Origin of the sequence: Corynebacterium auris (assembly GCF_030408575.1) — a bacterium.
GTDB lineage: Bacteria > Actinomycetota > Actinomycetes > Mycobacteriales > Mycobacteriaceae > Corynebacterium > Corynebacterium auris.
Window position 1 is genome coordinate 1998802 of sequence record NZ_CP047047.1, and the last position, 24917, is coordinate 2023718.

The following is a 24917-nucleotide window of genomic DNA, read 5'->3' on the forward strand; positions in this document are numbered from 1 at the left end:
GCACGAAAAAACCACCCGGTGTCCGGGTGGTTTTAACTCGCGCTTAGCGCTTCGCGGTTACCGCCTTAGAACTTGGGCAGGAACTGCTGGATGTGCGGGAAGGCAGCCGCGGCGATACCGCCGAGGATCGCCAGCACGACCGCGACGATGCCCACGGTGGCACCAGGGGCGGGGATCCCTGCGCCCGAGGAGCCCAGGGCCAGGTTGGAGGAGCCGCTGCCCGTGCCGGGGTTGTTACCGGGGGGCGGGGTCTGGTTGTTGCCGCCCTCACGGAGCTTTGCAACCTCGTCGGCGAGGCGTTTGACCTCGTCCTGGAGACGGGCCGTCTCAGCTTCCTTGGCCTTGTCGGCACCGCCCGTGGTCGGCGCGTCCGTGCGGTACTTCCTGTCAAGCAGGCGGATCCGCTGCGCCTGGTTTTCCCAGGCCTTGGAGTTGGCGTCCACGTTCGCGTGCGCCGCGACGGCGAGGTCCTCCAGAGTCGGGAACAGGAAGTTCTGGTACTCGGTGCGGATGGTGGTGTTTTCGGCCTCGACGATCGTGTCGTTCTCGTACAGGTCGAGCCAGCGAACGCCGAAGCCGTAGTACGCCTGGATCACGCGCAGGGCGCGCACGTTCTTGGCGGCGCGGTCGAACGCCTCCTGAAGAACGATGATGTTGCGGCTCGTCGCGGTCTCGGTCTTCTGGATGGCGTCGCGCTTCAGGTTGTTGCGGTTGTCCCAGCCCTCGAGGTAGCCGAAGAGGCGGTTGTTGATGGCCGACGCCTTGTTGGAGTTGTCGATGTCCTCCTCGTCCTCCTTCTCGGTCTCGATGTAGCTGGCCAGTACGGCGCGCAGAGCCTCGAACTTCGCCACGGACTCTTCGCTGTTTGCAATGCGGTTGACCTCGGCGACGTAGCCCTTATCCACCGCCGACAGGGACACGGCGTCGAGGTTCTCGATGGCCGCGATGATGTCGGCCGGAGCATTGATGCTCCGCGCGTAGGCGGCCAGCGCGTCCCTCTCCGAGACGGTGAGGGTGACGGCGGTGGCGTACTTGGCCCACGCCTCGTTGGCGGCCTGGGTTTCCTTCTTGACGGCCGTGAGGGTGGCGTTGATGTCGTTGAGGGTCTTGACTGCCTTGTTCAGCAGTGCGGTCACCTCGGCTTCCTTCGCCTTCGCCTGCGCCTCGAGCTCGGCCTCAATGGGCACCAACTCGTACGGGCTCAGCTTGAGGAACTCGTGCGCGCGGACGGCGGCCGCATCGGCGTTGGCCTCATTGCGCAGCACGTCGGCGGCCTTGACCTCGCCCACAGCGGGGGCGTTGTTGTGCTCGTTGCCGCCGCCCGGGAGGGAGCCGTCGGCGACGTTCTGACCGTTGCCGGTCTGGGGGGTGGTCTGAGCGTTGGCCGGGACAGCGAGGCCAGAAACACCGGTTGCTACTGCGATTGCACCAGCCAGCGCGGCGGTGCGGACACGGTTCTTGAACATGTGAGTACTCCCAGAGAGTAGTAGGTGAATGTAACCCAGACGTACCGTCTCGGCTCGAACTTAACCGGAACTTATCCGGAAACAACGGGACTAGAGGATTGGTTCCTGTGAAGGCCTCATCCACAAATCGGCTCCGTTGCCGGAGACGTTACGAGTGCTTTTATCTTTCCGCAAGCGTAGGCGTATCATACGCCAAGGGTTTAACGATGTGTTTACCGCCTCGACACAAAAGAGTTTCGCTTACCTGCCGTTTTGGGCCACCGTTCCTAACCTGAGTGAATAATCATACTTTCGCCTCTGTTTTATTCTTTTTAACGAATAGTTAAGTGCTTATACGTGAACGTACGTTCCCCTATTGATATTATTTTCACACTATTTAGGCCGTTTAATTATTGGAAAACAGCCGTACTCCCTCGTCATCGCACCGCGCCGCGCCCCCTCGAACTCCCGCCAATCCCCGCCCCGCGCGCGAGACGAAGGCGCGTGCGAACCACAATGGCGCTACTGACCAACCCAGCGCGCCCGCCCCAACGATCCACAAAACACCGCCCGCCGCCAGCTTCTACCCAGTAAGCTTCGGGCATGCTGACACGAACCTGCCTCGCTGTCCTCACCGGGGCCGCCGCGATCGCCCTGAGTCTCGCCCCAGCGCACGCGCAGCCGCTTATCGACGGCCTGCGCCACGCCCAGTCCACCCCCGCCGGAAACCCGCTGGCCGGCTACGACCCCTTTTACGACGACCCGGTCACCAACCTCGGCGCCCCCGGCACCCTGCTACGCACCCAGCCCGCGCCGCACCTGCTCAACATCCTCGGCCCCGACTTCCCGGGCTACGCGGAAAAGATCCTCTACACCTCCACCACCGTCCACGGCGAGCCGGTAGCCACCTCAGGCTTTGTTATCCAGCCCGCGACCCCGTGGCAGGGTCCCGGCCCGACCCCCACGGTCGTCTTCGCCCCCGGCACCCGCGGCTCCGGCGACGCCTGCGCCCCCTCCCGCGGACCGTGGCTGACAGGCCAGATCGACGTCGCCGGGCCGTCGGTGGGCGTCAACTACGAGCTGGCCAGCTACCACGCGGCCGCCCTCATGGGCGCGCGGGTCGTCGTCGTAGACTACATCGGGCTGGGCACCCCCGGCGCCCACACCTACGTGCTCCACGACGAGGAGGGCCACGCCGTCCTCGACGCCGCCCGCGCCGTCGTCCCCGCCGGCGACCCCGTCGCTTTCTACGGCTACTCGCAGGGCGGCGGGGCCGCCGCGGCCGCCGCCGAGCTGCACCCCATCTACGCCCCCGAGCTCAACCTGCGCGGCACCTTCGCCGGCGCCCCACCCGCCGACCTCTTCGCCACCATGGAGGGCGTGGACAATTCCGCCATCGTCGCCGTCCTCGGCTACGCCCTGGCCGGCTGGCAGGAGCGCTACCCCGAACTGCGCGACATCGTCGAGCCCTACCTGAACCAGCGCGGCCGCGCCTTCCTCGCCGACACCGCAGACTCCTGCATCGTCGACGGCGCGCTGCGCTGGGGCATGACGGACACGCGCGCCTTGAGCTCCACCGGGGAGTCGCTCGGAGAGATCGCCGCCCGCGAGCCGGAGGTGAAAGAGATCTTCGCAGCACAGAACCTGGGCAGACGCTCCCCCACCACCCCGATCCTCGTGAGCACGGGCGGCAGCGATGACCTCGTCCCCAGCCCACAGGCCATCCAGCTGGCCCGGGACTACTGCGCCGCCGGGGCCCCCGCCGCCCTGCTCAACGAAAATATCCCCGCCCTAACCCCCGGCCTCAAGATCGGCCTCAACCACGCCGTGGGCATCTTCACCCAGGCGCTGCCCTCCTTCCAGTGGATCAACGACCGCTTCCACGGCGCCCCGGCAGCCTCCAACTGCGGCCAGTTTTAAACCACTTTCCCCGCACACACCAAAGCCCCAGCCGGTTGAGCTGGGGCTTGGTTCTTCGGGGGCCTTAGAGCGGCTGGCCCGCACCAGCCGGCGGCGGGTTCTGGCCCCCGTCGTCGTCGCTGCCGCCACCCGTGCCCGGGGTGGTGGCCGGGACGTCCGGCGTTACGGACTCAGGGTCCTTCTCCCCCTCCACGTCGCGTACCTCAGCGTCCTCGAGGTCGTTGTCGAAGGCGTCGGCCGGAAGCGGCTTCGGGCGCGGGCTGAAGGTGAAGGTTGCCTCCTCCGCGGCCTTACCGCGCGCCGCGCGTGCTTTCTCCACGTCCCCGTCCCAGTTATCCACGTCGACGGAGATGATCTCGCCTGCGCCGATCTCACCAAAGAGAATCTTCTCGGACAAAACATCCTCGATCTCGCGCTGGATGGTGCGGCGCAGCGGGCGCGCGCCGAGCACCGGGTCGAAGCCGCGCACGGCGAGCAGGTTCTTCGCCTTCTCGCTCAGCTCGATGCCCATGTCCTGGGCCGCCAGGTTCTTATCCACACGCCCGATGAGCAGATCCACCATCTGGACGATCTCTTCCTGCGTGAGCTGGCGGAAGACCACGATCTCGTCGATACGGTTGAGGAACTCGGGGCGGAAGTGCTTCTTCAGCTCGTCGTGCACCTTGTTCTTCATCCGGTCGTACTGCGCGTCGGCATCCGTGGACGTGTTGCCGGTGAAACCGAGACCCACGGCCTTGGAGATGTCGCCGGTGCCCAGGTTCGAGGTGAAGATGAGCACGGTGTTCTTGAAGTCCACCACGCGCCCCTGCCCGTCGGTGACGTGGCCCTCTTCAAGCACCTGCAGCAGCGTGTTGTAGATCTCCTTGTGCGCCTTCTCGATCTCGTCGAAAAGCACCACCGAGAACGGCTTGCGGCGGACCTTCTCGGTCAGCTGGCCGCCCTCCTCGTAGCCGACGTACCCGGGAGGCGCACCGAAGAGGCGGGAGGCGGTGAAGCGGTCGTGGAACTCGCCCATGTCGATCTGGATCAGGGCGTCATCGTCGCCGAAGAGGAACTCCGCCAGCGCCTTCGACAGCTCCGTCTTACCCACACCGGACGGGCCGGCGAAGATGAAGGAACCGGAGGGGCGCTTCGGGTCCTTCAGGCCCGCGCGGGTACGGCGGATAGAGCGCGAGATGGCGCGCACCGCGTCGTCCTGGCCGATGATGCGCTTGTGCAGCTCCGACTCCATGTTGAGCAGGCGGGAGGATTCGGACTCGGTGAGCTTGAACACCGGGATGCCGGTCCAGTTGGCCAGCACGTCCGCGATCTGCTCCTCGCCGACCTCCGCGATCTCCTCCAGGTCGCCGTCGCGCCACTGCTTTTCCTTCTCCGAACGCTCCTCACCGAGCCTGCGTTCGACGTCGCGCAGGCCCGCCGCCTTCTCGAAGTCCTGGGCGTCAATGGCCGCTTCCTTCTCCCGGCGCACCTCGGCGATGCGCTCGTCCACCTCGCGCAGGCTCTCCGGGGCCGTCATCCGCTTGATGCGCATCCGCGCGCCCGCCTCGTCAAGCAGATCGACGGCCTTGTCCGGCAGGAAACGGTCGTTGATGTAGCGATCCGACAGGTTCGCGGCCGCGGTCAGCGCGTCGTCGGTGTAGGAGACGCGGTGATGCGCCTCGTAGCGGTCGCGCAGGCCCTTGAGGATGGTGATGGTGTTCTCCACGGAAGGTTCGTCCACCTGCACCGGCTGGAAGCGGCGCTCCAAAGCGGCGTCCTTCTCAATGTGCTTGCGGTATTCGTCCAGCGTGGTCGCACCAATGGTCTGCAGCTCACCACGGGCGAGCTTGGGCTTGAGCAACGAGGCCGCGTCGATCGCGCCCTCCGCGGCACCCGCACCGACGAGGGTGTGGATCTCGTCGATAAACAGGATGATGTCGCCGCGCTGGTTGATCTCCTTGAGCACCTTCTTCAGGCGCTCCTCAAAGTCACCTCGGTAACGCGAGCCGGCCACCAGCGAACCCAGGTCAAGCGAGTACACCTGCTTGTCCCGCAGGGTCTCCGGCACCTTGCCGTTGGCAATGTCCAGCGCCAAGCCCTCAACCACAGCGGTCTTGCCCACGCCGGGCTCGCCGATGAGCACCGGGTTATTCTTGGTGCGCCGCGAAAGCACCTGCATGATCCGCTCGATCTCCTTCTCCCGGCCCACGACCGGGTCGAGCTTGCCCTCGCGAGCGGCAGCGGTGAGGTTGCGGCCGAACTGGTCCAGCACCAGCGAGTTCGAGCGCTCGCCCTGCTGGCCGCCGCGGCCGCCGCCCATCGGGCCACCGCCGGTGCCAGCGCCGGCGAAGCCGCCGCCGCCCTGCTGGGTGGCCTCAGTGTTCTGGCCTTCCCCGCCCTCGTAGCCGGAAAGAAGCTGGATAACCTGCTGGCGCACCCGCGGCAGATCGGCGCCCAGCTTGATCAGCACCTGCGCCGCCACGCCCTCGCCCTCACGGATGAGGCCGAGCAGCAGGAATTCCGTGCCGATGTACTTGTGACCCATCTGCAGGCCCTCGCGCAAGGAAAGCTCGAGGACCTTCTTCGCGCGCGGGGTAAACGGAATGTGCCCGGTGACGGGCTGGGTACCGTGGCCGATGATCTCTTCGACCTCACGGCGCACGTCCTCCAAGTTAATGCCCATGGACTCCAGCGCCTTCGCGGCGACGCCCTCGCCCTCCTTGATCAGGCCCAGCAGGATGTGCTCCGTACCCATGTAATTGTGGTTGAGCGCACGCGCCTCCTCCTGCGCCAGGACGATGACGCGACGAGCGCGATCAGTAAACCGTTCAAACATGTGGCTGCCCTCTCTCCAGAAATGACGTTCGCAAAAAGTTGCCATCCACCATAACGCCCACGGCGGACATCCCTTCCCGCCTTGCCGCGGCGCTGCCCGCACCCCAGCACGTCAGCGCAGGTCAGAGCGCATGTTCACCGCTAGCGAACAGTATTCATCCGCCGGCGCAGCTGGGACACGGCCCACACAAGACCGACAATGACAACGAGCACCCAGCCCAGCGTGGGGGCGAAGCTGTCGGGCCAGTCACCCAGCGGGCCGTCGAGGAACAACCCGGCCAGGCCGCCGTGCGCCAGCAGAAGCGCCACCCACATTCCCACCCAGTGCATGGGGGTGGCGCGGCGCAGCACCGTCATGGCGAGGGGGATGAGCCAGATTGTGTAGTAGCCCTGCAGCAAGCCCCCGGCGAGGAACACCCCGGAAAAGAGCACGGCGAGCATGGTGAAAGACCACACCACCGGGTCCGCCCTCCGCTGTGGGAGCAGCGCCACGACGGCCGCGGCCACCAGCGCGAGCAGGGCGGCGATCACGGCCGTCTGCCCCGCGCCGCCCACGCCGAGCTCGCCGAGCACCGCCCCGAGCGCCCCGTTGTCGTAGCTGCGGGGCTCGGCGAGGTACGGCACAAGGCGTTCCACGTACCACTGGGCGTTGACTGTCGTCGCCCAGCCGATGCCGAAGAACGCGGCGTAGGCCGCGACCCCTACGATGAGCACCGGCCACTGCCAGAGCAGGAAGGGCACCGCGAACAGCACCACGAACTGCGGTTTCAGCGTCACCGCGTAGGCCGCCAGCAGCCCGGCGAGGTAGGTCTCGGGGCGCGCAAACTGGCGGTGGTGCCTGCTCCCGCTTGTCTCGAGCACCAGGCACGCCCAGACGAAAACCACCATGACCAGCAAGAGCAGGCCATTGATGTTGGTGTAGGTCAGCGTCGAGGCGACCGGCTCCGCCGAATTGAAAAACACCCCCACCGTCGCCAGCGTCAGCGGCAGCACCCACGGCCCGGCGGTCAGGCGGGCCACGATCCACAGCGCCGCGACGATGGCCAGGGCGTTCGCGGCGATCATGGCCACGCGGGCGATGTCGAAGGTCCCCAGCAGCGCCAGCGGGGCCAGCACGACGTTGCCCCCCGGCGAGTACAGGTAGTGCGGGTCGCGCGTGCTGTAGTCCTCGTTGTATACCGGCACCCCGCTGACGTAGCGCTGCACGGCGTCCCAGATGGGGCGAAAGTCGGTGCCGTCGTTCGACAGCGGGGCGATCACGCACGCCCGCAGAACGCCGACGGCGGCGACGAACCAGAGGGCGCACATCGCTAATCGACGCACCCGCGCCCCCGTCAGGGGAAGAGAACCGCCCACCGCCGCGGCGGTGGCAGAAAGAAGGCGAGCGCGTGCGTTGTGCATGCGCGCTAGGTTATCGGACCAGCCCGATGACATCGACAAGCTGCTCCGCGCACTCGAGCATGGCCGGGGCAAGCGCGCTGCGTTTGGCGTCGTCAAGCAAGCTCTCGACCCCCGAGATGGTGACCGCGAAGCGGGGCTCCGGGCCCGGTACGACGCACGCCATGCCGGCGACCCCGTGGACCCAGCCGCTGCCCCCGCACCAGCCGGCGGAGTCCATCTGGCCGAGCAGGTCGCGGATGCTCGCCGTGTGCTGCTCGGGGGTGGCGTCGAGGAAGGGCGGCGGGCTGGCGTAGATGGTGGCGATCTCATTGTCCTGGCGCGTGCGCGACAGCGTAGACAGCAGGGCGACGCCGGCGAAGGACTCGCCGAAGCGCTTGTACTCGCCGACCTCGACGTTGAAGATGCGGATCGGGGTGTCCCCGTCGGCGCGCAGCAGGTAGTAGCAGCGGCCGAAGCTCATCACGGTGACGTAGACGGAAAAGCTCGACACGTCCGCCAGCTGCTGGGCCGGGCGGCGCAGGCGGGAGACGTCGGGAAACTCCATGGGCGCATGCGCCGCCAACGTGCGCGCACCGGGGCCGAGCACCCACACTTTCCCGGAGCGGGCGAGGATGCCCACGGACTCGAGGTCGGTGACCAGCCTGTGCACCGTGGTGCGGGGCAGGCCCGTCGCCGCGGCGCAGCCCGCAACGCTCATCCCGGTGGGCAGAGAGGCGAGGACCTCCTGCACGATCATGCGGCTGCGCTCCAGCACTCCCACTGCTTTGTCCATTCTTCGGTCAGCCCCGTTTCACACAATTCTGGCCCTATCGGCCCACATTGACTAGATTCAACCCGCGAGGGAGATGTGAGTCACATCCAGCCCCCTCTATGCGATGGAACGTATTCCACTATTCGGACATTATTGCACTCTTGCCGTACCGCGCACGGCAATGCCGCGCAGTTCAGCATTGCCGCGCAGTTCAGCTGAGACGCCAAGGAGGCATCATGGCACTTCCCGAGACAACTTCAACGAGCACCGTGGACGTCGACGGCGTCCAGGTGACGCTCCACGACACGGTGGACCCCCGCGACGGCGAGCGCCCCCTGGTTCTCGTCCACGGCACCGGTGGCACCGCCGCCAGCCACTTCGGGCAGATCATCCCCCACCTGTCCAGGCAGCGCCGCGTCATCGCCGCAGACTGGGCCGACACCCCCGGCGAGAAGCTCGAGCTCGACGAGCTGGTGCGCCAGGTCGTGGCCACGACCAACGAGGCCATCGGCCCGGACGCCGAGTTCGACATCGCCGGCTTCTCCCTCGGCGCCGTGGTGGCCGTCGCCGTCGCCGCCGCCGAGAAGGGCCGCGTGAAAAACCTCATCCCGGTGGCGGGCTGGGCCGCCACCGACAACCAGCAGCGACTGCGCAACGGCGTGTGGCGGACCCTCTACGAGGAAAACCCCGCCACCGTGCGCCGCTTCATGGGCCTGTGCGCCTTTTCCCCCGTCTACGTGGCCAAGACCGACGCCGAGGAGTTCTCCGCCGGGGTCGAAGCGCTGACTGTCGACGCCTTCGTGGCCAAGCAGATGGACCTCAACGCGCGCGTGGACATCCGCGAGGCGGCGGAGACGGTCACCGCAACCACGCTCATCATCGCCAACCACGACGACTTCATGGTCCCGCGCCACCACTCCCAGCAACTCTTCGGCCTCATCGAGGACTCGCGCTACACCGAGGTCACCTCCGGGCACATGGTCGTGCTCGAGCGCCCGGCCGAGGTCGTCCAGCTCATCGACCTGTTCCTCCGCGAGCCGCAGCGCTACCCCGCCGGCACCGTCGTTCCCGAAACGGAAGGCTAAACCCACCATGACTACTGCAACCGACACCTTTACCCCGAACCCCTACCTGGTCCGCGAGACCGTCCGCGAGGAGCAGACCCCGCCCACCGGCAACGAGGCGCGCGTCCTCGTCGTCGGCGCCGGCTTCTCGGGCGTCGCCATGTCCGCGATGCTCAAGGCCCGCGGCTTCCACGACTTCCTCATCATCGACCGCGAGGCCGGTTTCGGCGGCTGCTGGCTGACCAACCTCTACCCCGGCGTCGCCTGCGACCTGCCCAGCCACATCTACTCTCTGGGCTTCCGCCCCAACCCGGACTGGTCCCACGCCTACAGCCCCGGCGCCGAGATCCTGGAATACCTGCAGGACACCGCCAACCAGGAGGGCCTAAAACAGCACTTCCGCGGGAACACGGACATGGAGTCCGCGCGTTTCGACGGCTCCCAGTGGATCGTGGAGACCAACAACGGCACCTACCGCTGCACCTTCCTGGTCACCGCCACAGGCCACCTCGTCGATCCCCAGGTGCCCAGCATCGAGGGCGTGGACACCTTCACCGGCGAGATCCTCCACTCCGCGAAGTGGGACGACTCCGTCGACCTTGCCGGCAAGCGCGTCGCCGTCATCGGCACCGGCGCCTCCGCCATCCAGGTCGCCCCCGAGGTGGCCAAGGTGGCCTCCGAGGTGACCGTCTTCCAGCGCACCCCGGCCTGGATCATGCCGAAGAACAACCGCGAGTTCACCGAGGCCGAAAAGCGCACGTTGCGCCGCTCCCCCGAGGCGCTGCGCCGCGAGCGCGACTCCCTGTTCTGGGACGCCGAGGCCGGCTACGCCATCATGCGCCAGGACCCCGACATGATTAAGGCCGCCACCGCCGAGATGGACAAGCACCGCAGCACCGTCACCGACCCCGAGACCCGCGAGGCACTGACCCCCGACTACAACGTCGGCTGCAAGCGCATCCTCTTCAGCGACGACTTCTACCCCGCGATGAACCTGGAGCACGTCACGCTCGAGCCCTCCGCGCTCGCCTCCGTCGACGGTAACACGCTCACCAGCGCGGACGGGCGCAGCTACGAGGTCGACGTCATCGTCTTCTGCACCGGGTTCGACGTCTCCGAGCCGCTGTACGCCCGCCGCGTCACCGGCACCGACGGGCGCACCCTCTCCGAGGTGTGGGGCGACGGCGGGGTGCCCACCCTGACCATGCACGAGCAGGGCTTTCCCAACCTTATCGCGCTCAACGCGCGCAACACCGGGCTGGGGCACAACACGATTATCTACGTCATCGAGTCGCAAAGCGCCAACGCCGCCGACCTGCTCACCTGGGCCGTCAACAACAACGTGGCCACTATCGACGTCACCGACGCCGCCCAGGAAGAGTGGAACCGGCAGCTCAAGGAGATCACCGAGGGCACCGTCTGGGTCGATGGCGGCGGCTGCGGGGCCTGGTACCTCGACCGCCGCACCGGCACGCTCACGGCGCTGTGGCCCGGGCTGTCCTACGACTTCCGCTCGCGCGTGGAGCCGTTTAACCCGGAGCGCTTCGCGGTCACCTACGCCTAAACGCGTTACACCGGCCTGCTCAGGCCTCCGGGCGAACCATCGGGAACAGCACCGTCTCCCGGATGCCCAGGCCGGTCAGGGCCATGAGCAGGCGGTCGATGCCCATGCCCGTGCCCGCCGTCGGGGGCATGCCCTGCTCCATCGCGGCGAGGAAGTCCTCGTCGAGCACCATCGCCTCGTCGTCGCCGTGCGCGGCCAGGCGGGCCTGGTCCTCGAAGCGGGCGCGCTGGATCACCGGGTCGACCAGCTCCGAATAGCCGGTGGCCAGCTCGAAACCGCGCACGTAGAGGTCCCACTTCTCGGTCACACCCGGCTTGTCGCGGTGGTCGCGCGTGAGCGGGGACGTCTCGACCGGGAAGTTGGTGACGAAGGTCGGGGCGTAGAGCTGGTCGGAGCAGAGGTGCTCCCAGATCTCCTCCACCAGCTTGCCGTGCAGCCAGCCCGCGTTGACCGGCACCTTCAGGCCAATCACCTCGGCGATCGCCGTGAGCTCCTCCACGGAGGACTCGACAGTCACCTCCGGCTGGCCCGGATACTTGCGCTGCAGTGCCTCGTTGAGGGAGGGGTACATCTCCAACACCTGCCACTCGCCGCCGAGGTCGTAGGGGGTGCCGTCGGCAAGCGTGACCTGCGTGGAGCCGAAGACCTCGCGGGCGGTGAACTGGACCAGACCCTTGATCATCTCGGCGCAGTCCTTGTAGGTGCCCCACGCCTGGTAGGTCTCCAGCATCGTGAACTCCGGCGAGTGCGAGGAGTCGACGCCCTCGTTGCGAAAGTTGCGGTTGATCTCGAAAACGCGCTCGATGCCGCCGACCACGCAGCGCTTCAGGTAGAGCTCGGGGGCGATGCGCAGGTAAAGGTCGATGTCAAGCGCGTTGGAGTGGGTGACGAAGGGCCGCGCCGCCGCGCCGCCGTGCAGGGTCTGGAGCATGGGCGTTTCCACCTCGACGAAGTCAAGGCCGGTCAGGTACTTGCGCACCGCCGCGATGACCTTAATGCGGGTCATGGCGTTCTCGCGGGCCTCCTGGCGCATGATGAGGTCCGTGTAGCGGTGGCGCACCCGCTGCTCCTCGTTCATGTCCGCGAACGCCACCGGCAGCGGGCGCAGCGCCTTGGCCGCCATGTGCCAGGACTGCGCCATGACCGACAGCTCGCCGCGGCGCGACGCGATGACGCGGCCGCGCACGGAGACGATGTCGCCCAGATCGACATCCTCCTTCCAGCTCGCCAGCGCCTCCTCTCCCACCTCGGCGAGGGAGAGCATGACCTGCAGCTGCGCACCGGCGCCCTCCTGCAGCGTGGCGAAGCAGAGCTTGCCCGTGTCGCGCTTGAACATCACGCGCCCGGCCACCGCCACGGTGTCCTGCGTCTCCTCCCCCGCCGCGAGCGCAACCGTGCCGTCGGGCGCCGTCTCGCCCTCGGCGACAACGGCGTAGCGGGCGCGGATCTCGCTCAGCGAGTCCGTCCGGTCGACGACGACCGGGTAGGCCTCACGGCCCGAGTCGATGAGCTTCTGGCGCTTCGCGCGGCGGAACTGTTGCTGCTCTGAAAGGTCCTGGGTAGTCACGCCCACTTAGAGTAGTCGCTGCGCGCGGGGAGCAGGAACCGGGCGCGGGTAGGGCGCTAGAATGTGAGGCGCCTGTGCCCACGCTGCCGCGTACCCCGGCCCCGACGCCCTCGCGCTTCTTACCGGGCTCGTCGGCACGCCCGCGGGCAGCTCTACTTTCCCGCTTCCCGCACTCCCGGCCGCGCACAGCGCCGTCGGGCAGAGCCAGCTTGTCGACGCCATCAATCGCGCCCGCGCCGCCCACGGCCTCGCCGCCGTGGCCAGCTTCGCCCGCTTCTAGCCCGCTACCCGCACAGGGGCAGGTTGAGCCGCTCTTCCTCGGCGTTCTCGCCGTTGATGAGGACCCAGTACTCGGGCATATCGACGGGCGCCATCACGAAAGCCGGCGGATCGGCCTCCGGCACCCGGAAGGAATCGATCAGGCAGGTGCCGTCGCCAAGGGTGACCGCTTGCTCCGGGCCGGGCAGCTGCGCGTCGCGCTCGACACCGGAGGGGAAGGCCGCCACGCTCACGCCGAGCTCCGCGTCAGCGCAGCGGATCTTCGCGGTCTGCCCAGGGTCCGGCTCGGCCGACTCGCACGGCAGGCCGTTCCACCCCCGGCCGCCCTCGCGCTCCGAGACGAGCGCCGGGTAGGCCTGCTGGATGTCGGCCTCCGTGCCCTCCCACTGCTCGCCGCGGCCGTTGTAGTACCACCACACGGCCGCCCCGGCCACCACCGCGAGGACCACGGCGGCCGCAATCCAGGGCCACGCCGAACCGCCGCGCCGCGCGCGGTGGCGCGCCCGCTTCTCCTCCTCAGCCGGCTCCCCGGCAAGCGCCCGCAGGTAGCCCACGCAGGTGCGGGAGGCGTTGACCACGGTGGCGTCGATAGGCGAGCCCGTGAGATCTGCCACGATGTCAACGAACGCGGCGCGGTTGCGCTGCGGGGACACCCCCGCGGAGTTGGGGGTGGGCCCCACCAACGACAGCTTCACCGGCGCCTGCGCCGCACCCGGCTGCGCGAGCAGATTCTCGAGCGTGATCGAGCGGGCGATAAACCCCGCCCAGCCCTTCTCGCCGTAGCTATCGATCGCCTCCGCGACCGGCCCGAGGAGCGTACGCACCTCGGCCGGGCTGAAATGCCCCTCCGCCGCGAAGTGCTCCCGTGCCATCGTGCGAAGCGGCACCCCCTCCGCGACGTCGCGGGCCACGTAGAGGCGCCCCTGGTCCGTCACCCCGCTCGCGCGCGGGGCGAACACTCCGGGCAGGTCCGCGCGCTTGAGGTCCTTCGCCGTGTAAGTGGCTTCCTTCGCCGCCGCGGGCGAGAGCGGGATGTTGAACACCTCGATTTCTGCCGGCCCGCTCGCCGTCCGCGCGGTGTACAGCGTAGACGTCTCCGTGCGGCCGGCTTCCTCGAGGCCGGTGTAGCCAGCGGCGGTCAGCGATTTGTCATCCACGGGTGTACCTCTATTTCGGGGTCAGGCGGTTGGCACAGGTGCAGTAAATCCTATCGGAATGGCCGACGGGCCCGACCCCGATCTGCGACCGGAATCAGGCCCGTGGGCCGTTGCCGTTGTGGGCTAGTTCTGCCACTGGTCGTCCGGCCCGGTGGTGCGCTCGGCGTAGCGCTCCTGGACCCGGCCGTACTCGTCCTCGGGAAGCTGGTAGAAGTACACGCGCGGCATGACTGCCTCGGCGTTTTCCAGGTAGGTGGTGACGAACTCGTCGACGTCCTCGCGGTTGGCCGACTCCTCGTTGACGTAGATGAACAGCGGGCGCGACAGCGGGTAGTTGCCGTTGCGCGTCTCCGCCGCGGTGGGGGCAATGCCGTCGACCATCACATTGTCGATGACGTTGCGGCTTTCCTCCTCCGTGGCGAGGTAGCTGCCGATGCCCATGAAGGACAGGGCGTTGACGTCCTCGGCCACCCAGCCAGACAGCTCCTGGATATCGTCGGTGGCCTGGTAATCGTCGCGGATCTCGTCGCCGTCAAGCACCAGGTCCTTGAACACGTCGAGGGTGCCGGAGCCTTCCGGGCGCCCGTACAGGGCGATCTCCTCGTCCGGCCACGATGGGTCAATGTCGGACCACCTCGACACCGGGGAGTCCTTCGACCAGATGTCGTGAATCTGCTGAATGCTCAGGTCGGTGGCGAAATCGTTGTCGCGGTGCTTGACGATGGTGATGGCGTCCAGGCCGATCGGCAGCTCGAGGTACTCGACGTTGTTGTCGGCGCACTGCTGCTGGAAATCCACCTCGGCGTCCGGGCCCGGGATCGCAATCGACGCATTGTTGATGTCGGCCTCGCCGCTGCAGAACTTCTCGAAGCCGTCGGTGGTACCAATCGCCTCGACCTGAACGTCGAAGTCGTAGCGGTTTGCCATGTAGGAGGTGATCGGCTCCACCGTCGCGGAACCCGTCGCCTGGATGGCGCCCTCGCTCGGGGCTTCCTCGGCGGAGCAACCGGCGGCGACGATCGCGACGGCTGCGAGACCGGCGGCGGCAAGACAGGTGTGGATCTTAGTCATCGCTCTTACCATCCTTCATCTCGGCGCGGAACTCGCGCAGCAGGCGGAAGAGGTTCTTCCAGGAGCCCTGCGAGTTGGACCAGTACCGGGCAAAGTTCTCGTCGAGCTCCGCCTGCTGCTCCGGCGTGACGTGCGGGTTAGTCTTCTTCGGCTTGCGGTGGCCGTCCGCTGTTGCGGCGGTGGCACCATCCTCGCCCGCCTGGGCAGAGGCCAGGTGCTCCGCGCTGTGGCCGCGGGCGAGAAGCTCCTGGCGCAGCTCCTCGGCGGTCTCCTCCAGCTCTTCCAGCAGGGCCTCCAGGGCCTCATCGGGCGCCTCGCTGCGGATCAGGTCTTCCGCCATGGGAGCGAGGTCGGGAGTCTCGTTCGGGTTCGTCATCGGGGGCTCCTTACATCAGGGCGTTGGAAATGAACACTGCCAGCAACGGGATGGCGAAGAACACACCACCAACATAAATGAAAACGTATATCTTGTTCTTCTCAGCCAGGCCCGCCAGCCAGTCGGAGCAGCGCGGCGGCACGCCGCGCAGGAACGGCAGGCCCAGGATGAGGATCGCGGAGAAGACGTTGAACAGCGTGTGCACCAGGGCGCCGGCCATCGCGGCCTCCGCCTCAGCGCCCGACGCGGAGAACGCGGCGATCAGGCCGGTCACAGTGGTACCGATGTTCGCACCCACCACGAAGGGGAACAGGGTGCGCACCGAGAACTTGCCGGACGCGGCCAGCGGAACCGTCAGCGCCGTGGTGGTGGAGGAGGACTGCACCAGCGCGGTGATGAGAGCACCGGAGAGAACGCCGATGAAAGAGTTGCGGCCCAGGGCGGCGTAGAGAATGTCCTGCGCCTTGCCCACCAGCAGGGAGTTGAGGATCTTGCCGATGAAGCTGATGGAGAGCAGGATCAGGGCGATACCGATGATGGAAAGGAGGATGCCGGCCCAGACGTCGTCAAGCGGATCAACCAGCGTTGTGGCCAAGCCCACGAGGGGCTCGGTGATGAGGTCAATGAAGTCGCCGAGGGCCTCGAAGGCGCGCGAGAAGATGCTGTCGCCCTGGCCCGCCAGGGAGGGTGCGAGCGACGTCGCGACGTTTCCGAGGAAGCCGGTAAGCAGCTCCAGCGGGAAGAAGACCAAGATGGCGATCAGGTTGAAGAAGTCGTGAACGGTAGCCATGGAGAAACCGTTCTTGAACTGCTTCTTGTTACCCGCCAGGCCGAGGGCCACCAGCGTCGACGTCACCGAGGTGCCCATGTTGGCACCGAAGAGCATCGGGATGGCAATGTTCAGCGGCAGGCCACCGGCCACCATGCCGACCACAATCGCAGTCGTCGACGAGGACGACTGGATAACCGCCGTGGTGACGATACCGATGGCCAGGCCCACGAACGGGTTCTCCGCGAAGGAGAACAGCTCCTGGGCCTGATCGCCGACTGCCAGCTGGAAGCCGTCGCCGATCATGCCGACACCATTGAGCAGCAGCCAAATGCCGAGGACCACGGCAATCCAGTTGGCTACCTGCTTCGCGGTGCCTTCGAAGGGGAGGAAACTCAGCGGATCCTTGCCACCGTCATCGTCATCGTCGCCGGGCAGCGTGCCGGGGGCGTCCTCGCCGTCCTTCAGATTCTCTGTCATCGACCGGGAGACAACACGGGTGTCTGCGTCCTGGGGCAGCTCGTTGTCGTCGGCGGGATCGGAGGGAAGTCCCTTATTAGTCATAAGCGCTCACTTACATCCTGGGGCAAACATTGGGCGCATGTCAGCGTAATGAGAGGATCTGGACAGGCGCATAACAGGAGGTGAACGTCTGTTGAACTTGGGGACGCGTCCCTTTCGTCCGGGGTATGGGGGTGGTTTTTGCTGGGGCTTGTTTTGCGGTTCTCGCTGGGGTCGACCGGGGCTATGCGAAGTCGGGGTTTGGCGCGCCCCCTGGTCGACCGTAACGCGAAGTCGGTGTTTGCGACCTGGGGTTTTGCGTGCTGGTTTTCGTTGCGGTCGACCAGGGCCCGCGCAAAGTCGGGGTTTAGCAGCTCCTGGTCGACCTCAACGCGGAGTCGGGGTTTGCCACCTGGGGTTTTGCGTGCTGGTTTTCGTTGCGGTCGACCAGGGCCCGCGCAAAGTCGGGGTTTAGCAGCTCCTGGTCGACCCCAACGCACAGTCCGGGTTTACGACCTGGGGATTTACACCCCAGTTTTCGTTGCGGTCGACCAGGACCCACGCACAGTCGGGGTTTAGCGCCCCCTGGTCGACCCCAACGCACAGTCCGGGTTTACGACCTGGGGATTTACACCCCAGTTTTCGCTGCGGTCGACCAGGCCCCCCCCACGCCAACACCACCAGGAGGTTCGCAGAGCTGCCGACGCTACTCCACCGGGAGGTTCGTGAACCCGATGCCAACCGGCACCCCGACGTTGTCGCTGAGACGCACGCCGCCAAGGTCGACGGCGCCGAGGAGGCGGGCGTCGCCCTCTGCGGGGGCGGGCCCGAAGGAGAGGCTGCGCAGCTGAAGATATGCGGGCTCAACGCTCGCCGCCGCGAGGACGGAGCGCGCTGCGTCGAGCACTGCTTCGGCGCCGCGCTCGGCGGCGTGCGCCCCGGCGGTGAGTGCGGCGGGCAGGGCGAGGGCGGTCTCGCGCAGGTGCTCGGGCACGTGGGCGTTGCGCAGGGACATCGCCAGGCCGTCCGCGGTGCGCACGGTGGGCACGCTGTGCAGTTTGACCTCCATGCGCAGCGCGCTGACGGCGCGTTGGACGGCGACGAGCAGCTCGAAGTCCTTTTCGCCGAGCACCAGGTCGGTGGCGTGCGCGGCGTTTGCCGCGGCCAGGATGGTTGCCACCTGGCGGGCGACGGAGTCGGGGTCGTCGAGGTGGTCCATGCCGGTCGACACGGCGGCGCCGGCGGTGAGGTGGCCGTGGAAAATGACGTCGACAAGCTCGCGGGCGAAGACCTCCGGCAACTCCTCGCCGGTGTAGGTCACCACGACCATCGAGCCGAGCAGCGAGCGCGCGGCGCGGATGAGCTGCACGTGCCCGGCGTGCAGGCCCGCCCCGAGCGGGACAAGCACGACCGATTTGCCCACCTTGCGGAACGCGCGGCCGTAGGTGGCCAGGCTCGCGGGGTCGGTAACCTCCACGGCCTTGCCGGGTTCGAACGCCATCAGTTGTCCCCTTCCATCTTTTCGGCCGCGTCCGAGCGGCGCTGTGCTTGTCGACGTTCCAACTGCGCGTACAGGCCGGCAGCGGCCTCCCCGTCTAGCGCGGCGCGCAGCTCGTCGACGCGCTGAGGGCTCAGCGGCTCGGGCTCGCTCACGTCCGCCACGATGCCGGGCAGCTCGCGGCTGAGCAGCTCGAGGGCGTCGAGCTGTGCCACGGCGGCGAGTTCGCTGAGCCGGGCGGCGGCGGCCAGGCGGGGGCGCTGGGCGTCGTTGACCGGCACGTTCACCCCGCCGGCCTGGGTGACCAGGAGGGACACGACGGCCTCTCCGACGTCGTCGGCGGCGGAGGTGACCCAGTAGCCGGGCTGGATCTCGTGGGCCGCCATGGTCACGGCGCCGCGCAGCTCGACCACGTCGAGGACCTGCACTCCCTCGGACAGGCAGGTGTGCACGAACATCTGCCGGCGCCTGGCATAGGGCTCGAGGCGCGGCGCGGAAAAGCGCAGCCAGGCAGGGTCCGAGGTGGCGAGCACGACAAGGTCATGCTGGGCGGCGTGGTCGGGCGCGGTGCAGGGGGCGACGGTGTGCCCGGCTCGCTCGAGGGCCGCGCCGAGTGAGGGTGTGTCCCCGGGGCCGCTGTAAACGCCGACGCGAAGGAGGGGACCCATCTACTCGTTGTCCTTGCCGCGACGCGCCAGAAGCTCCGCGACGGAGACGCTCCCGCTGCCGCGCTCGTCGCGGCGGCGGCGCCCTCCGCGGCGCTCCTCGGTGGGCGCGGGCGGGGTCGGCTCGGCGGGTTCGGCGGGCTCGGCGGGGGTTTCCTGCCAGGAGTCCCACAGCGAGGAGCCCGACTGGCGCTCGCTGATCAGCTGGGACAGCGGGTTGCGCTGCGCCGCGCGCGAGCCCGGCTGGGTGCCGATGCGCCCGGAGATCGCCTCGGAGGTCGGAGCGCCGGCGGGGCGGCCGGAGGCAGCGTCGTCGGGCACCGCGCGCAGCTTCGCAGTGTCCTCCTCCGACGGGCCGGCGGGCGCGTCCTCGTTGGCTTCTTCCTCCGGGACCACCGTGACTGGATCTTCCGGATCGGCCTTCTGTTCCTGCTCGGCGGGCGCGGCGGTGCTGTCGAGCTCCGCGATGCGGCGGGCCTCGGCGCGCAGGGCGGCCGGCTCGTAGTCGAACTGGCGCCCGGACATCTCCTCCAGCTGGGAGCGCAGGGCCTTGAGTTCCTCCTGGATCTCGCGCAGCACCTCGAGGTCCACGCCGACGGGGACGTCCTCGTCGTTTCGGGCCAGCGCGAGCGCCGCGCGGTCTGCCTCGCCGCGGGCGCGAAGGGCGTCGATCTCCGCCTCGTGGCGCTTATCGCTTTCTTCCAGGGCGAGGCGCGCCTCGTCGCGGTCGCGGCGCGCGCGAGAGATCAGGATGATTCCGGCGACGGCCGCCCACAGGGCGAGGATGAGCGAGACTTTGAGTACGTTCGCCGAGTTCGTGAACAGCATGATGACGGTCCCCACGACCGCAAGCACGAAGGGGACCACAACCCACAGGTTTCCGCTGTCACGCCAGGTGTTCTCGGCACTCATGTCCCACACCTTACTTAACCGCCTCGCCATCCCCGGGTGGCGACACCTCACAGCTGCGCTCCAGCACCACCCCCGCGATACTCAAGGCGAGGCCGCCGAGCACGCCGGAGACCACCCCGGGCAGGTCGGCCTCCGCGGCGACGAGGTTGCCCGCCCGCGGCAGGACGTAGACCGCCAGGCCGAGGAACACCCCGCCGCAGATCGCCCCAGCCCACGCCGACGCCTTACCCAGCAGCATGAAGTTCGCCGCCATCATGGGGTTGAGCTGGGAGCGGTCCAGGCCCACCTTGCCCTCCTCGCGGCGCTTGCGCACCATGAACGCGGCAAACAGGCACACCGCCGCCACGATCCACAGCGGCATGGACCACAGCAGGTCCACGCCCGCCAGCGCGCCGTAGAAGCGGCGCGCCAGGATGAGCGCGGCCGCCGCGGCAAAGCCCGCCAGGGCGACCAGGCCCGCGATTGGGGTGCGGCTCACAGCTTCGTCACCCCCTGCCGGTCCAGCCCCGCCACCAGGTCGGAGACCGCCTCGCCGCCGAGCCGGGCGTGCGGGTCCACCTCCAGCCAGGGCACCAGCACGAAGGCGCGCTCGGCGGCGCGCGGGTGCGGCACGGTCAGCTCCGGGTCGGCGGAGGTGTAGCCCTCGATGTCGACGATGTCGACGTCGAGGGTGCGCGGGCCCCAGCGCACGTCGCGCACGCGGTGGGCGGCGCGCTCGAGTTCCTGGCAGCGGTGCAATAGCTGGTGGGGGGTCAGGGGGGCGTCGATAAGCAAAGTCTGATTGAGGAAGTCGGGCTGCTCAACCCCTCCCCACGGGGCGGTGGCGTAGAGGGAGCTGGCGGCGACGAGGTAGGGGGCGAAGTCCCGGACGACGGCGGCGAGGTGGGCGCGCGAATCCTCCATATTGGAGCCGACGGACAGCACGGCCCTCATCGGCGCACCTTCGGGGCGCTGCGCCGGGCCACCACGGCGACGCCGTCGAAGACGAGCGGGATCGGGGCATGCGGCTTGTGCAGCGTGACCTCCACCGCGTGCAGCCGGGGGTAGCGGGCGATCGCGGCGTCGGCGATGTGCGCCGTAACCGTCTCGATCAGCTTGCGCGGCGTGCCCGCCGCGATGTCGTAGGCCAGCTGCGCCAGCTCGGCGTAGTTGATCGTCGCGTCGAGGTCGTCCTCTGCGGCCGCCGCCGACAGGTCGAGCCAGCACGTGATGTCCAGGCTAAAGGCCTGGCCGTGCTCGGTTTCGTGCGGCAACACGCCGTGGTGGGCGAAAACGCGCAGCCCCTTCAGTTCGATCCGGTCCGCCACTTACCTACCCCCCGCGCGCCAGGCGGCGACGACGTCGACCGCGTCGCGGGAGACGGCGACCTCGTGCACGCGCACACACCACGCCCCGGCCTGGGCCGACAGGGCGGTGACGGCGGCGGTGGCCGGGTCCGCGTCGGCGGGCGTGTGCGCCAGGCCGCGCTCTTTGCGGATCCCGGTGAGGAAGCGCTTGCGCGAGGCCCCCACCAGCACCGGGAAGGGCCCGGCGACGAAGGAGTCGAGCGCTGCGAGCAGCGCCCAGTTGTCCGCCGCCGTTTTGGCGAAGCCGAGGCCCGGGTCGACGGTGATCTGGTCCGGGTCGACGCCGGCGGCGATGGCGTTATCGGCCAGCTCGCGCAGCACGGCGTGCACGTCGCGCACCACGTCGCCGCCGTGGTCGGCCGCGCCGGAGGCGTTGACGAAGGAGTCGGCGCGCCAGTGCATCAGGCACACCGGCAGGCCGGATTCCGCCATCACGCGGTACATGTCCGGGTCCGCGAGACCGCCGGAGACGTCGTTGATCAGGTCCACCCCGGCCTCTGCGGCGGCCGCGGCGGTGGAAGCGCGCATGGTGTCCACCGAGGTCCGGATGCCCTCGGCGTGCAGCGCCTCGATGACGGGGCGCACGCGGGCGACCTCGACCTCGGCGGGCACGCGGCTTGCGCCGGGGCGGGTGGATTCCCCGCCGACGTCGATGATGTCGGCGCCGAGGCGCACCAGCTCGCGGGCGTGGGCGAGGGCGTCGTCGGTGCGCAGCCAGCGCCCGCCGTCGGAGAAGGAGTCCTCGGTGACGTTGAGGATGCCCATCACGGTGGTGCGCCCGGGCGCGGACAGATCCTGCACTGTGGTCACGGCTCGGGTCACGGCTAGCTCCTGATCAGGCTGAGGACCTCGGCGCGGGAGGCGGCGTTCGTCTTGAAGCCGCCGCGCACCGCCGAGGTCGTCGTGGTGGAGCCGGGCTTGCGGATCCCGCGCATGGCCATGCACAGGTGCTCGCACTCGATGACCACAATGACGGCCTGGGCGCCGAGCTTATCCACCAGCGCGTCCGCGATCTGGCTGGTCAGGCGCTCCTGCACCTGCGGGCGCTTCGCGTAGAGGTCCGCCAGCCGCGCCAGCTTGGACAGGCCGGTCACCTTGCCCTCCGCGCCCGGGATGTAGCCGATGTGCGCCTTGCCGTAGAAGGGCACCAGGTGGTGCTCGCACGTGGAGTAAATCGGGATGTCGCGCACGAGCACCAGCTCGTTGTGGTCCTCGGCGAAGCTCTTGTTCAGCACGTCGGTCGGGTCGGTGTGCAGCCCGGCGAAGACCTCCTCGCAGGCGCGCGCCACCCGCGCCGGCGTTTCCTGCAGGCCGGGCCTATCCGGGTCCTCCCCCATCGCCAGCAGCAGCTCGCGCACGGCGGCCTCCGCCCGCGCCCTGTCCACTCCAGAGCTAGTCATTCCTGTCCTCCTTCGGCGGGGTCGCTTCCTCGGCATCAGGCTTGACGACGTCCCCAGCATCCACCCGGGGAATCTCCGACGTCGGCGAGTCCGACGGGCCCTCCTGCTTCGCCGGGCGCTCGTTCTCCGGCAGCTGGAAGCCGATGAGCGGCTCCTCGCGCCGCTTCTCCTGCTCCGGCTCGCCGTAGTTGCGCATGCCCGGGTGCTCGCCGGTGCGCGGGATGGTCTGCGTCTGCCCCGGCGCGCCGGTGTAGTGCCAGCCGGGCGGCGGCTTCGGCCCGCCGTACTCGCTGGTCCCGCCGCGCCACGCGGTGGACCCCGCCGGCTGGGGCTGCGCTTCCGGCCGAGACTGGGGCCGAGTCTGGGGCCGGGGCTGCTGCGCCTCGCGCCGCGCCAGGCGGCGCTCGCGCGCCCGGCGCGACATGTCCAGAAGCGTCTCCTTCTTCGGCGGCTCCACGCCGAGCGCCTTCGCCTCCTCGGCGGGGGTGAGCACGGGCTGGCGGCCGGGCTGGGCAATAAAGCGCTCATCCACGGCGGGCAGCCCGGAGCCCTCCGGCTCGATGCCGGTGAAGATGTCCTCCAGGTCGGGCCGGCGCAGGGTCTCTTTCTCCAGCAGGCGCGAGGCGAGCGTGTCCAGGTAGTCGCGGTTGCGGGCGAGGATGGAGTAGGCGCGCTCGTGTGCGGCGTCGATAAGCTCGTGCACCTCGCGGTCGATGGTCTCGGCGACCGCGGGCGAGTAGTCCAGGCTGCCCCCGCCGCCGCGGCCGGAGAAGGGGTCTCCGTCCTCGGAGCCGTACTTGACGGTACCGAGCACGCTGGACATGCCGTACTCGGTGACCATCGCGCGGGCGATCTTGGTGGCCTGCTCGATGTCGTTGCTGGCGCCCGTGGTGGGCTCGCCGAAGACGAGCTCCTCGGCGGCGCGCCCGCCCATGGCGAAGACGAGGCGGGCGAAGAGCTCGTCGCGGTTGTACATGCCCTTGTCGTCTTCCTGCGCCGTCATGGCGTGGCCGCCGGTGCGGCCGCGGGCGAGGATGGTGACCTTGTACACGCGCTCGATGTCCTTCAGCGCCCACGCCGACAGGGTGTGCCCGCCCTCGTGGTAGGCGGTGACCTTCTTCTCCTTCTCGGAGATGATCTTGGAGCTGCGGCGCGGGCCGCCGATGACGCGGTCGGTGGCCTCCTCCAGCGCGTCGGCGGTGATGACGTTGCCGCCGATGCGGGCGGTGAGCAGCGCGGCCTCGTTGAGCACGTTGGCCAGGTCGGCGCCCGACATTCCGGCGGTGCGCTTGGCCAAAGAGTCGAGGTCGGCGTCGGGGCCGAGCGGTTTGTCCTTCGCGTGGACCTTGAGGATTTGCTGGCGCCCGGCCAGGTCCGGGTTGGTCACCGGGATCTGGCGGTCGAAGCGGCCGGGGCGCAAAAGCGCCGGGTCAAGGATGTCGGGGCGGTTGGTGGCCGCGATGAGGATGACGCCCTCGCGGTCGCCGAAGCCGTCCATTTCCACGAGCAGCTGGTTGAGCGTCTGCTCGCGCTCGTCGTGGCCGCCGCCCGTGCCGGAGCCGCGCTGGCGGCCCACCGCGTCGATCTCGTCGACGAAGATGATGCAGGGGGCGTTCTCGCGGGCCTGCTTGAACAGGTCGCGCACGCGGGAGGCACCCACACCGACGAACATTTCCACGAAGTCGGAGCCGGAGATGGTGAAGAAGGCCACGCCCGCCTCGCCGGCGACGGCACGGGCGATGAGCGTCTTACCCGTGCCGGGCGGGCCGTAGAGCAGCACGCCGCGCGGGATCTTCGCGCCGAGCTCCTCGTAGATCTGGGGGTCCTGCAGAAAGTCCACAACCTCCTGCAGCTCGTCGACGGCCTCGTCGGCGCCTGCGACGTCGGCAAACGTGTTCGTCGGGTGATCCTTGGTCAGCTGCTTGGCCTTCGAGCCGCCGAGGCCGAACATGCCGCCGCCGGCCTGCATGCGGTAGAGGAAGAAGGACAACAGGCCGAAGATGAGCAGCATCGGCAGCATGAAGCCGAGCATGGACAGCAGGAAGGAGTCCTGCGTGACATTCGTCTTGTAGGCGTCCGCGCCCGATTCGCGGACCGCGTTGAAGATGTCCGGCGCCGTGCGGGCCGGGTACTGGGCCATGACGGCCTCGATGCCCTCGCGCTCGTCTACCGTGATCGGCTCGCGCAGGTCAATGCGGATGCGCTGCTCGCGGTCGTCGATCTGCACCTCTTCGGCGTTGTTGTCCTGCAGCTGCTGCAGCGCCACGGAGGTGTCCACGTTCTGGTAGGCGCGCGTCTCGTCCCCGATCAGCGTGAACAGGTAGAGAACGATGAGAACGACGGCGCCGATGAGGCCCCAGCGCAAAACTTTCTTGTTGTCCATGTGGTCCAGGTAGTCCAGTGCTTAGGTTGTTGTT

General features: G+C 68.4%; 21 protein-coding genes. 3 read left to right on the forward strand and 18 right to left on the reverse strand.

What is annotated here, in order from left to right:
* Positions 1 to 65 precede the first annotated feature (65 nt).
* Positions 66 to 1466, reverse strand: a complete 1401-nt coding sequence (locus CAURIS_RS09620) for a hypothetical protein (protein ID WP_290341829.1) — start codon at positions 1464 to 1466, stop codon at positions 66 to 68.
* Positions 1467 to 2048: 582 nt separating this feature from the next.
* Here CAURIS_RS09620 and CAURIS_RS09625 point away from each other — a divergent pair.
* On the forward strand, positions 2049 to 3365 hold the full coding sequence (locus tag CAURIS_RS09625; RefSeq protein ID WP_290341830.1) for a lipase family protein: 1317 nt from the start codon (positions 2049 to 2051) through the stop codon (positions 3363 to 3365).
* Positions 3366 to 3429: 64 nt separating this feature from the next.
* Here the strand turns inward: CAURIS_RS09625 and CAURIS_RS09630 are convergent, their stop codons facing one another.
* The 3 genes from CAURIS_RS09630 to CAURIS_RS09640 all read right to left on the reverse strand — a co-directional run bounded on the left by CAURIS_RS09630 (position 3430) and on the right by CAURIS_RS09640 (position 8352).
* Entirely contained in the window at positions 3430 to 6180 is a 2751-nt protein-coding gene (locus CAURIS_RS09630; RefSeq protein ID WP_290341832.1) for an ATP-dependent Clp protease ATP-binding subunit, read from the reverse strand.
* 140 nt (positions 6181 to 6320) lie between these two features.
* The gene (locus tag CAURIS_RS09635) at positions 6321 to 7580 is read right to left on the reverse strand and encodes a glycosyltransferase family 87 protein (RefSeq protein ID WP_290341833.1); all 1260 of its coding nucleotides are present in this window, start codon (positions 7578 to 7580) and stop codon (positions 6321 to 6323) included.
* A 10-nt stretch (positions 7581 to 7590) separates the two neighbouring features.
* Positions 7591 to 8352 (reverse strand): IclR family transcriptional regulator, encoded by a 762-nt coding sequence (locus CAURIS_RS09640; RefSeq protein WP_290341834.1) that lies wholly within the window; start codon positions 8350 to 8352, stop codon positions 7591 to 7593.
* Between the two features lie 215 nt (positions 8353 to 8567).
* Between CAURIS_RS09640 and CAURIS_RS09645 the strand changes: the two genes are divergently transcribed.
* Together CAURIS_RS09645 and CAURIS_RS09650 are read left to right on the forward strand one after the other, a co-directional pair.
* A complete protein-coding gene (locus CAURIS_RS09645; protein ID WP_290341835.1) occupies positions 8568 to 9416 on the forward strand; it encodes an alpha/beta fold hydrolase in 849 nt (282 codons plus the stop codon).
* 7 nt (positions 9417 to 9423) lie between these two features.
* Positions 9424 to 10959 (forward strand): flavin-containing monooxygenase, encoded by a 1536-nt coding sequence (locus CAURIS_RS09650; RefSeq protein WP_290341837.1) that lies wholly within the window; start codon positions 9424 to 9426, stop codon positions 10957 to 10959.
* Positions 10960 to 10978: 19 nt separating this feature from the next.
* Here the strand turns inward: CAURIS_RS09650 and lysS are convergent, their stop codons facing one another.
* From lysS to ftsH, 14 genes are all read right to left on the reverse strand, one after another.
* On the reverse strand, positions 10979 to 12526 hold the full coding sequence (gene lysS, locus CAURIS_RS09655; protein ID WP_290341838.1) for a lysine--tRNA ligase: 1548 nt from the start codon (positions 12524 to 12526) through the stop codon (positions 10979 to 10981).
* Positions 12527 to 12810: 284 nt separating this feature from the next.
* On the reverse strand, positions 12811 to 13962 hold the full coding sequence (locus CAURIS_RS09660) for a hypothetical protein (protein ID WP_290341839.1): 1152 nt from the start codon (positions 13960 to 13962) through the stop codon (positions 12811 to 12813).
* Positions 13963 to 14085: 123 nt separating this feature from the next.
* Positions 14086 to 15033 carry a substrate-binding domain-containing protein gene (locus CAURIS_RS09665; RefSeq protein ID WP_290341840.1) on the reverse strand — a complete coding sequence of 316 codons (948 nt, stop codon included), beginning with the start codon at positions 15031 to 15033 and terminating at the stop codon, positions 14086 to 14088.
* Positions 15026 to 15409 carry a hypothetical protein gene (locus tag CAURIS_RS09670; protein WP_290341841.1) on the reverse strand — a complete coding sequence of 128 codons (384 nt, stop codon included), beginning with the start codon at positions 15407 to 15409 and terminating at the stop codon, positions 15026 to 15028. The genes CAURIS_RS09665 and CAURIS_RS09670 overlap by 8 nt, the downstream gene beginning before the upstream one ends.
* A gap of 10 nt (positions 15410 to 15419) precedes the next feature.
* Positions 15420 to 16742: a Na/Pi symporter gene (locus tag CAURIS_RS09675; RefSeq protein ID WP_290341842.1), complete on the reverse strand. Its 1323-nt coding sequence runs from the start codon at positions 16740 to 16742 to the stop codon at positions 15420 to 15422.
* A gap of 643 nt (positions 16743 to 17385) precedes the next feature.
* Positions 17386 to 18180 (reverse strand): pantoate--beta-alanine ligase, encoded by a 795-nt coding sequence (locus CAURIS_RS09680; protein WP_290341844.1) that lies wholly within the window; start codon positions 18178 to 18180, stop codon positions 17386 to 17388.
* On the reverse strand, positions 18180 to 18845 hold the full coding sequence (locus CAURIS_RS09685; RefSeq protein ID WP_290341845.1) for a Rossmann-fold NAD(P)-binding domain-containing protein: 666 nt from the start codon (positions 18843 to 18845) through the stop codon (positions 18180 to 18182). The genes CAURIS_RS09680 and CAURIS_RS09685 overlap by 1 nt, the downstream gene beginning before the upstream one ends.
* Positions 18846 to 19754 carry a DUF6779 domain-containing protein gene (locus CAURIS_RS09690; protein ID WP_290341846.1) on the reverse strand — a complete coding sequence of 303 codons (909 nt, stop codon included), beginning with the start codon at positions 19752 to 19754 and terminating at the stop codon, positions 18846 to 18848.
* A gap of 10 nt (positions 19755 to 19764) precedes the next feature.
* The gene (locus tag CAURIS_RS09695; protein ID WP_290341848.1) at positions 19765 to 20232 is read right to left on the reverse strand and encodes a DUF3180 domain-containing protein; all 468 of its coding nucleotides are present in this window, start codon (positions 20230 to 20232) and stop codon (positions 19765 to 19767) included.
* Positions 20229 to 20687 carry a 2-amino-4-hydroxy-6-hydroxymethyldihydropteridine diphosphokinase gene (gene folK, locus CAURIS_RS09700; RefSeq protein ID WP_290341849.1) on the reverse strand — a complete coding sequence of 153 codons (459 nt, stop codon included), beginning with the start codon at positions 20685 to 20687 and terminating at the stop codon, positions 20229 to 20231. The genes CAURIS_RS09695 and folK overlap by 4 nt, the downstream gene beginning before the upstream one ends.
* Positions 20684 to 21061: a dihydroneopterin aldolase gene (gene folB / locus CAURIS_RS09705; RefSeq protein ID WP_290341850.1), complete on the reverse strand. Its 378-nt coding sequence runs from the start codon at positions 21059 to 21061 to the stop codon at positions 20684 to 20686. The genes folK and folB overlap by 4 nt, the downstream gene beginning before the upstream one ends.
* Positions 21062 to 21865 carry a dihydropteroate synthase gene (folP, locus tag CAURIS_RS09710; protein ID WP_290343376.1) on the reverse strand — a complete coding sequence of 268 codons (804 nt, stop codon included), beginning with the start codon at positions 21863 to 21865 and terminating at the stop codon, positions 21062 to 21064.
* A 59-nt stretch (positions 21866 to 21924) separates the two neighbouring features.
* Positions 21925 to 22500, reverse strand: coding sequence for a GTP cyclohydrolase I FolE (gene folE / locus CAURIS_RS09715; RefSeq protein ID WP_290341851.1), 576 nt, complete (start codon positions 22498 to 22500; stop codon positions 21925 to 21927).
* The gene (gene ftsH / locus CAURIS_RS09720) at positions 22493 to 24883 is read right to left on the reverse strand and encodes an ATP-dependent zinc metalloprotease FtsH (protein WP_290341852.1); all 2391 of its coding nucleotides are present in this window, start codon (positions 24881 to 24883) and stop codon (positions 22493 to 22495) included. Before ftsH ends, folE begins: the two co-directional genes overlap by 8 nt.
* Positions 24884 to 24917: the final 34 nt, after the last annotated feature.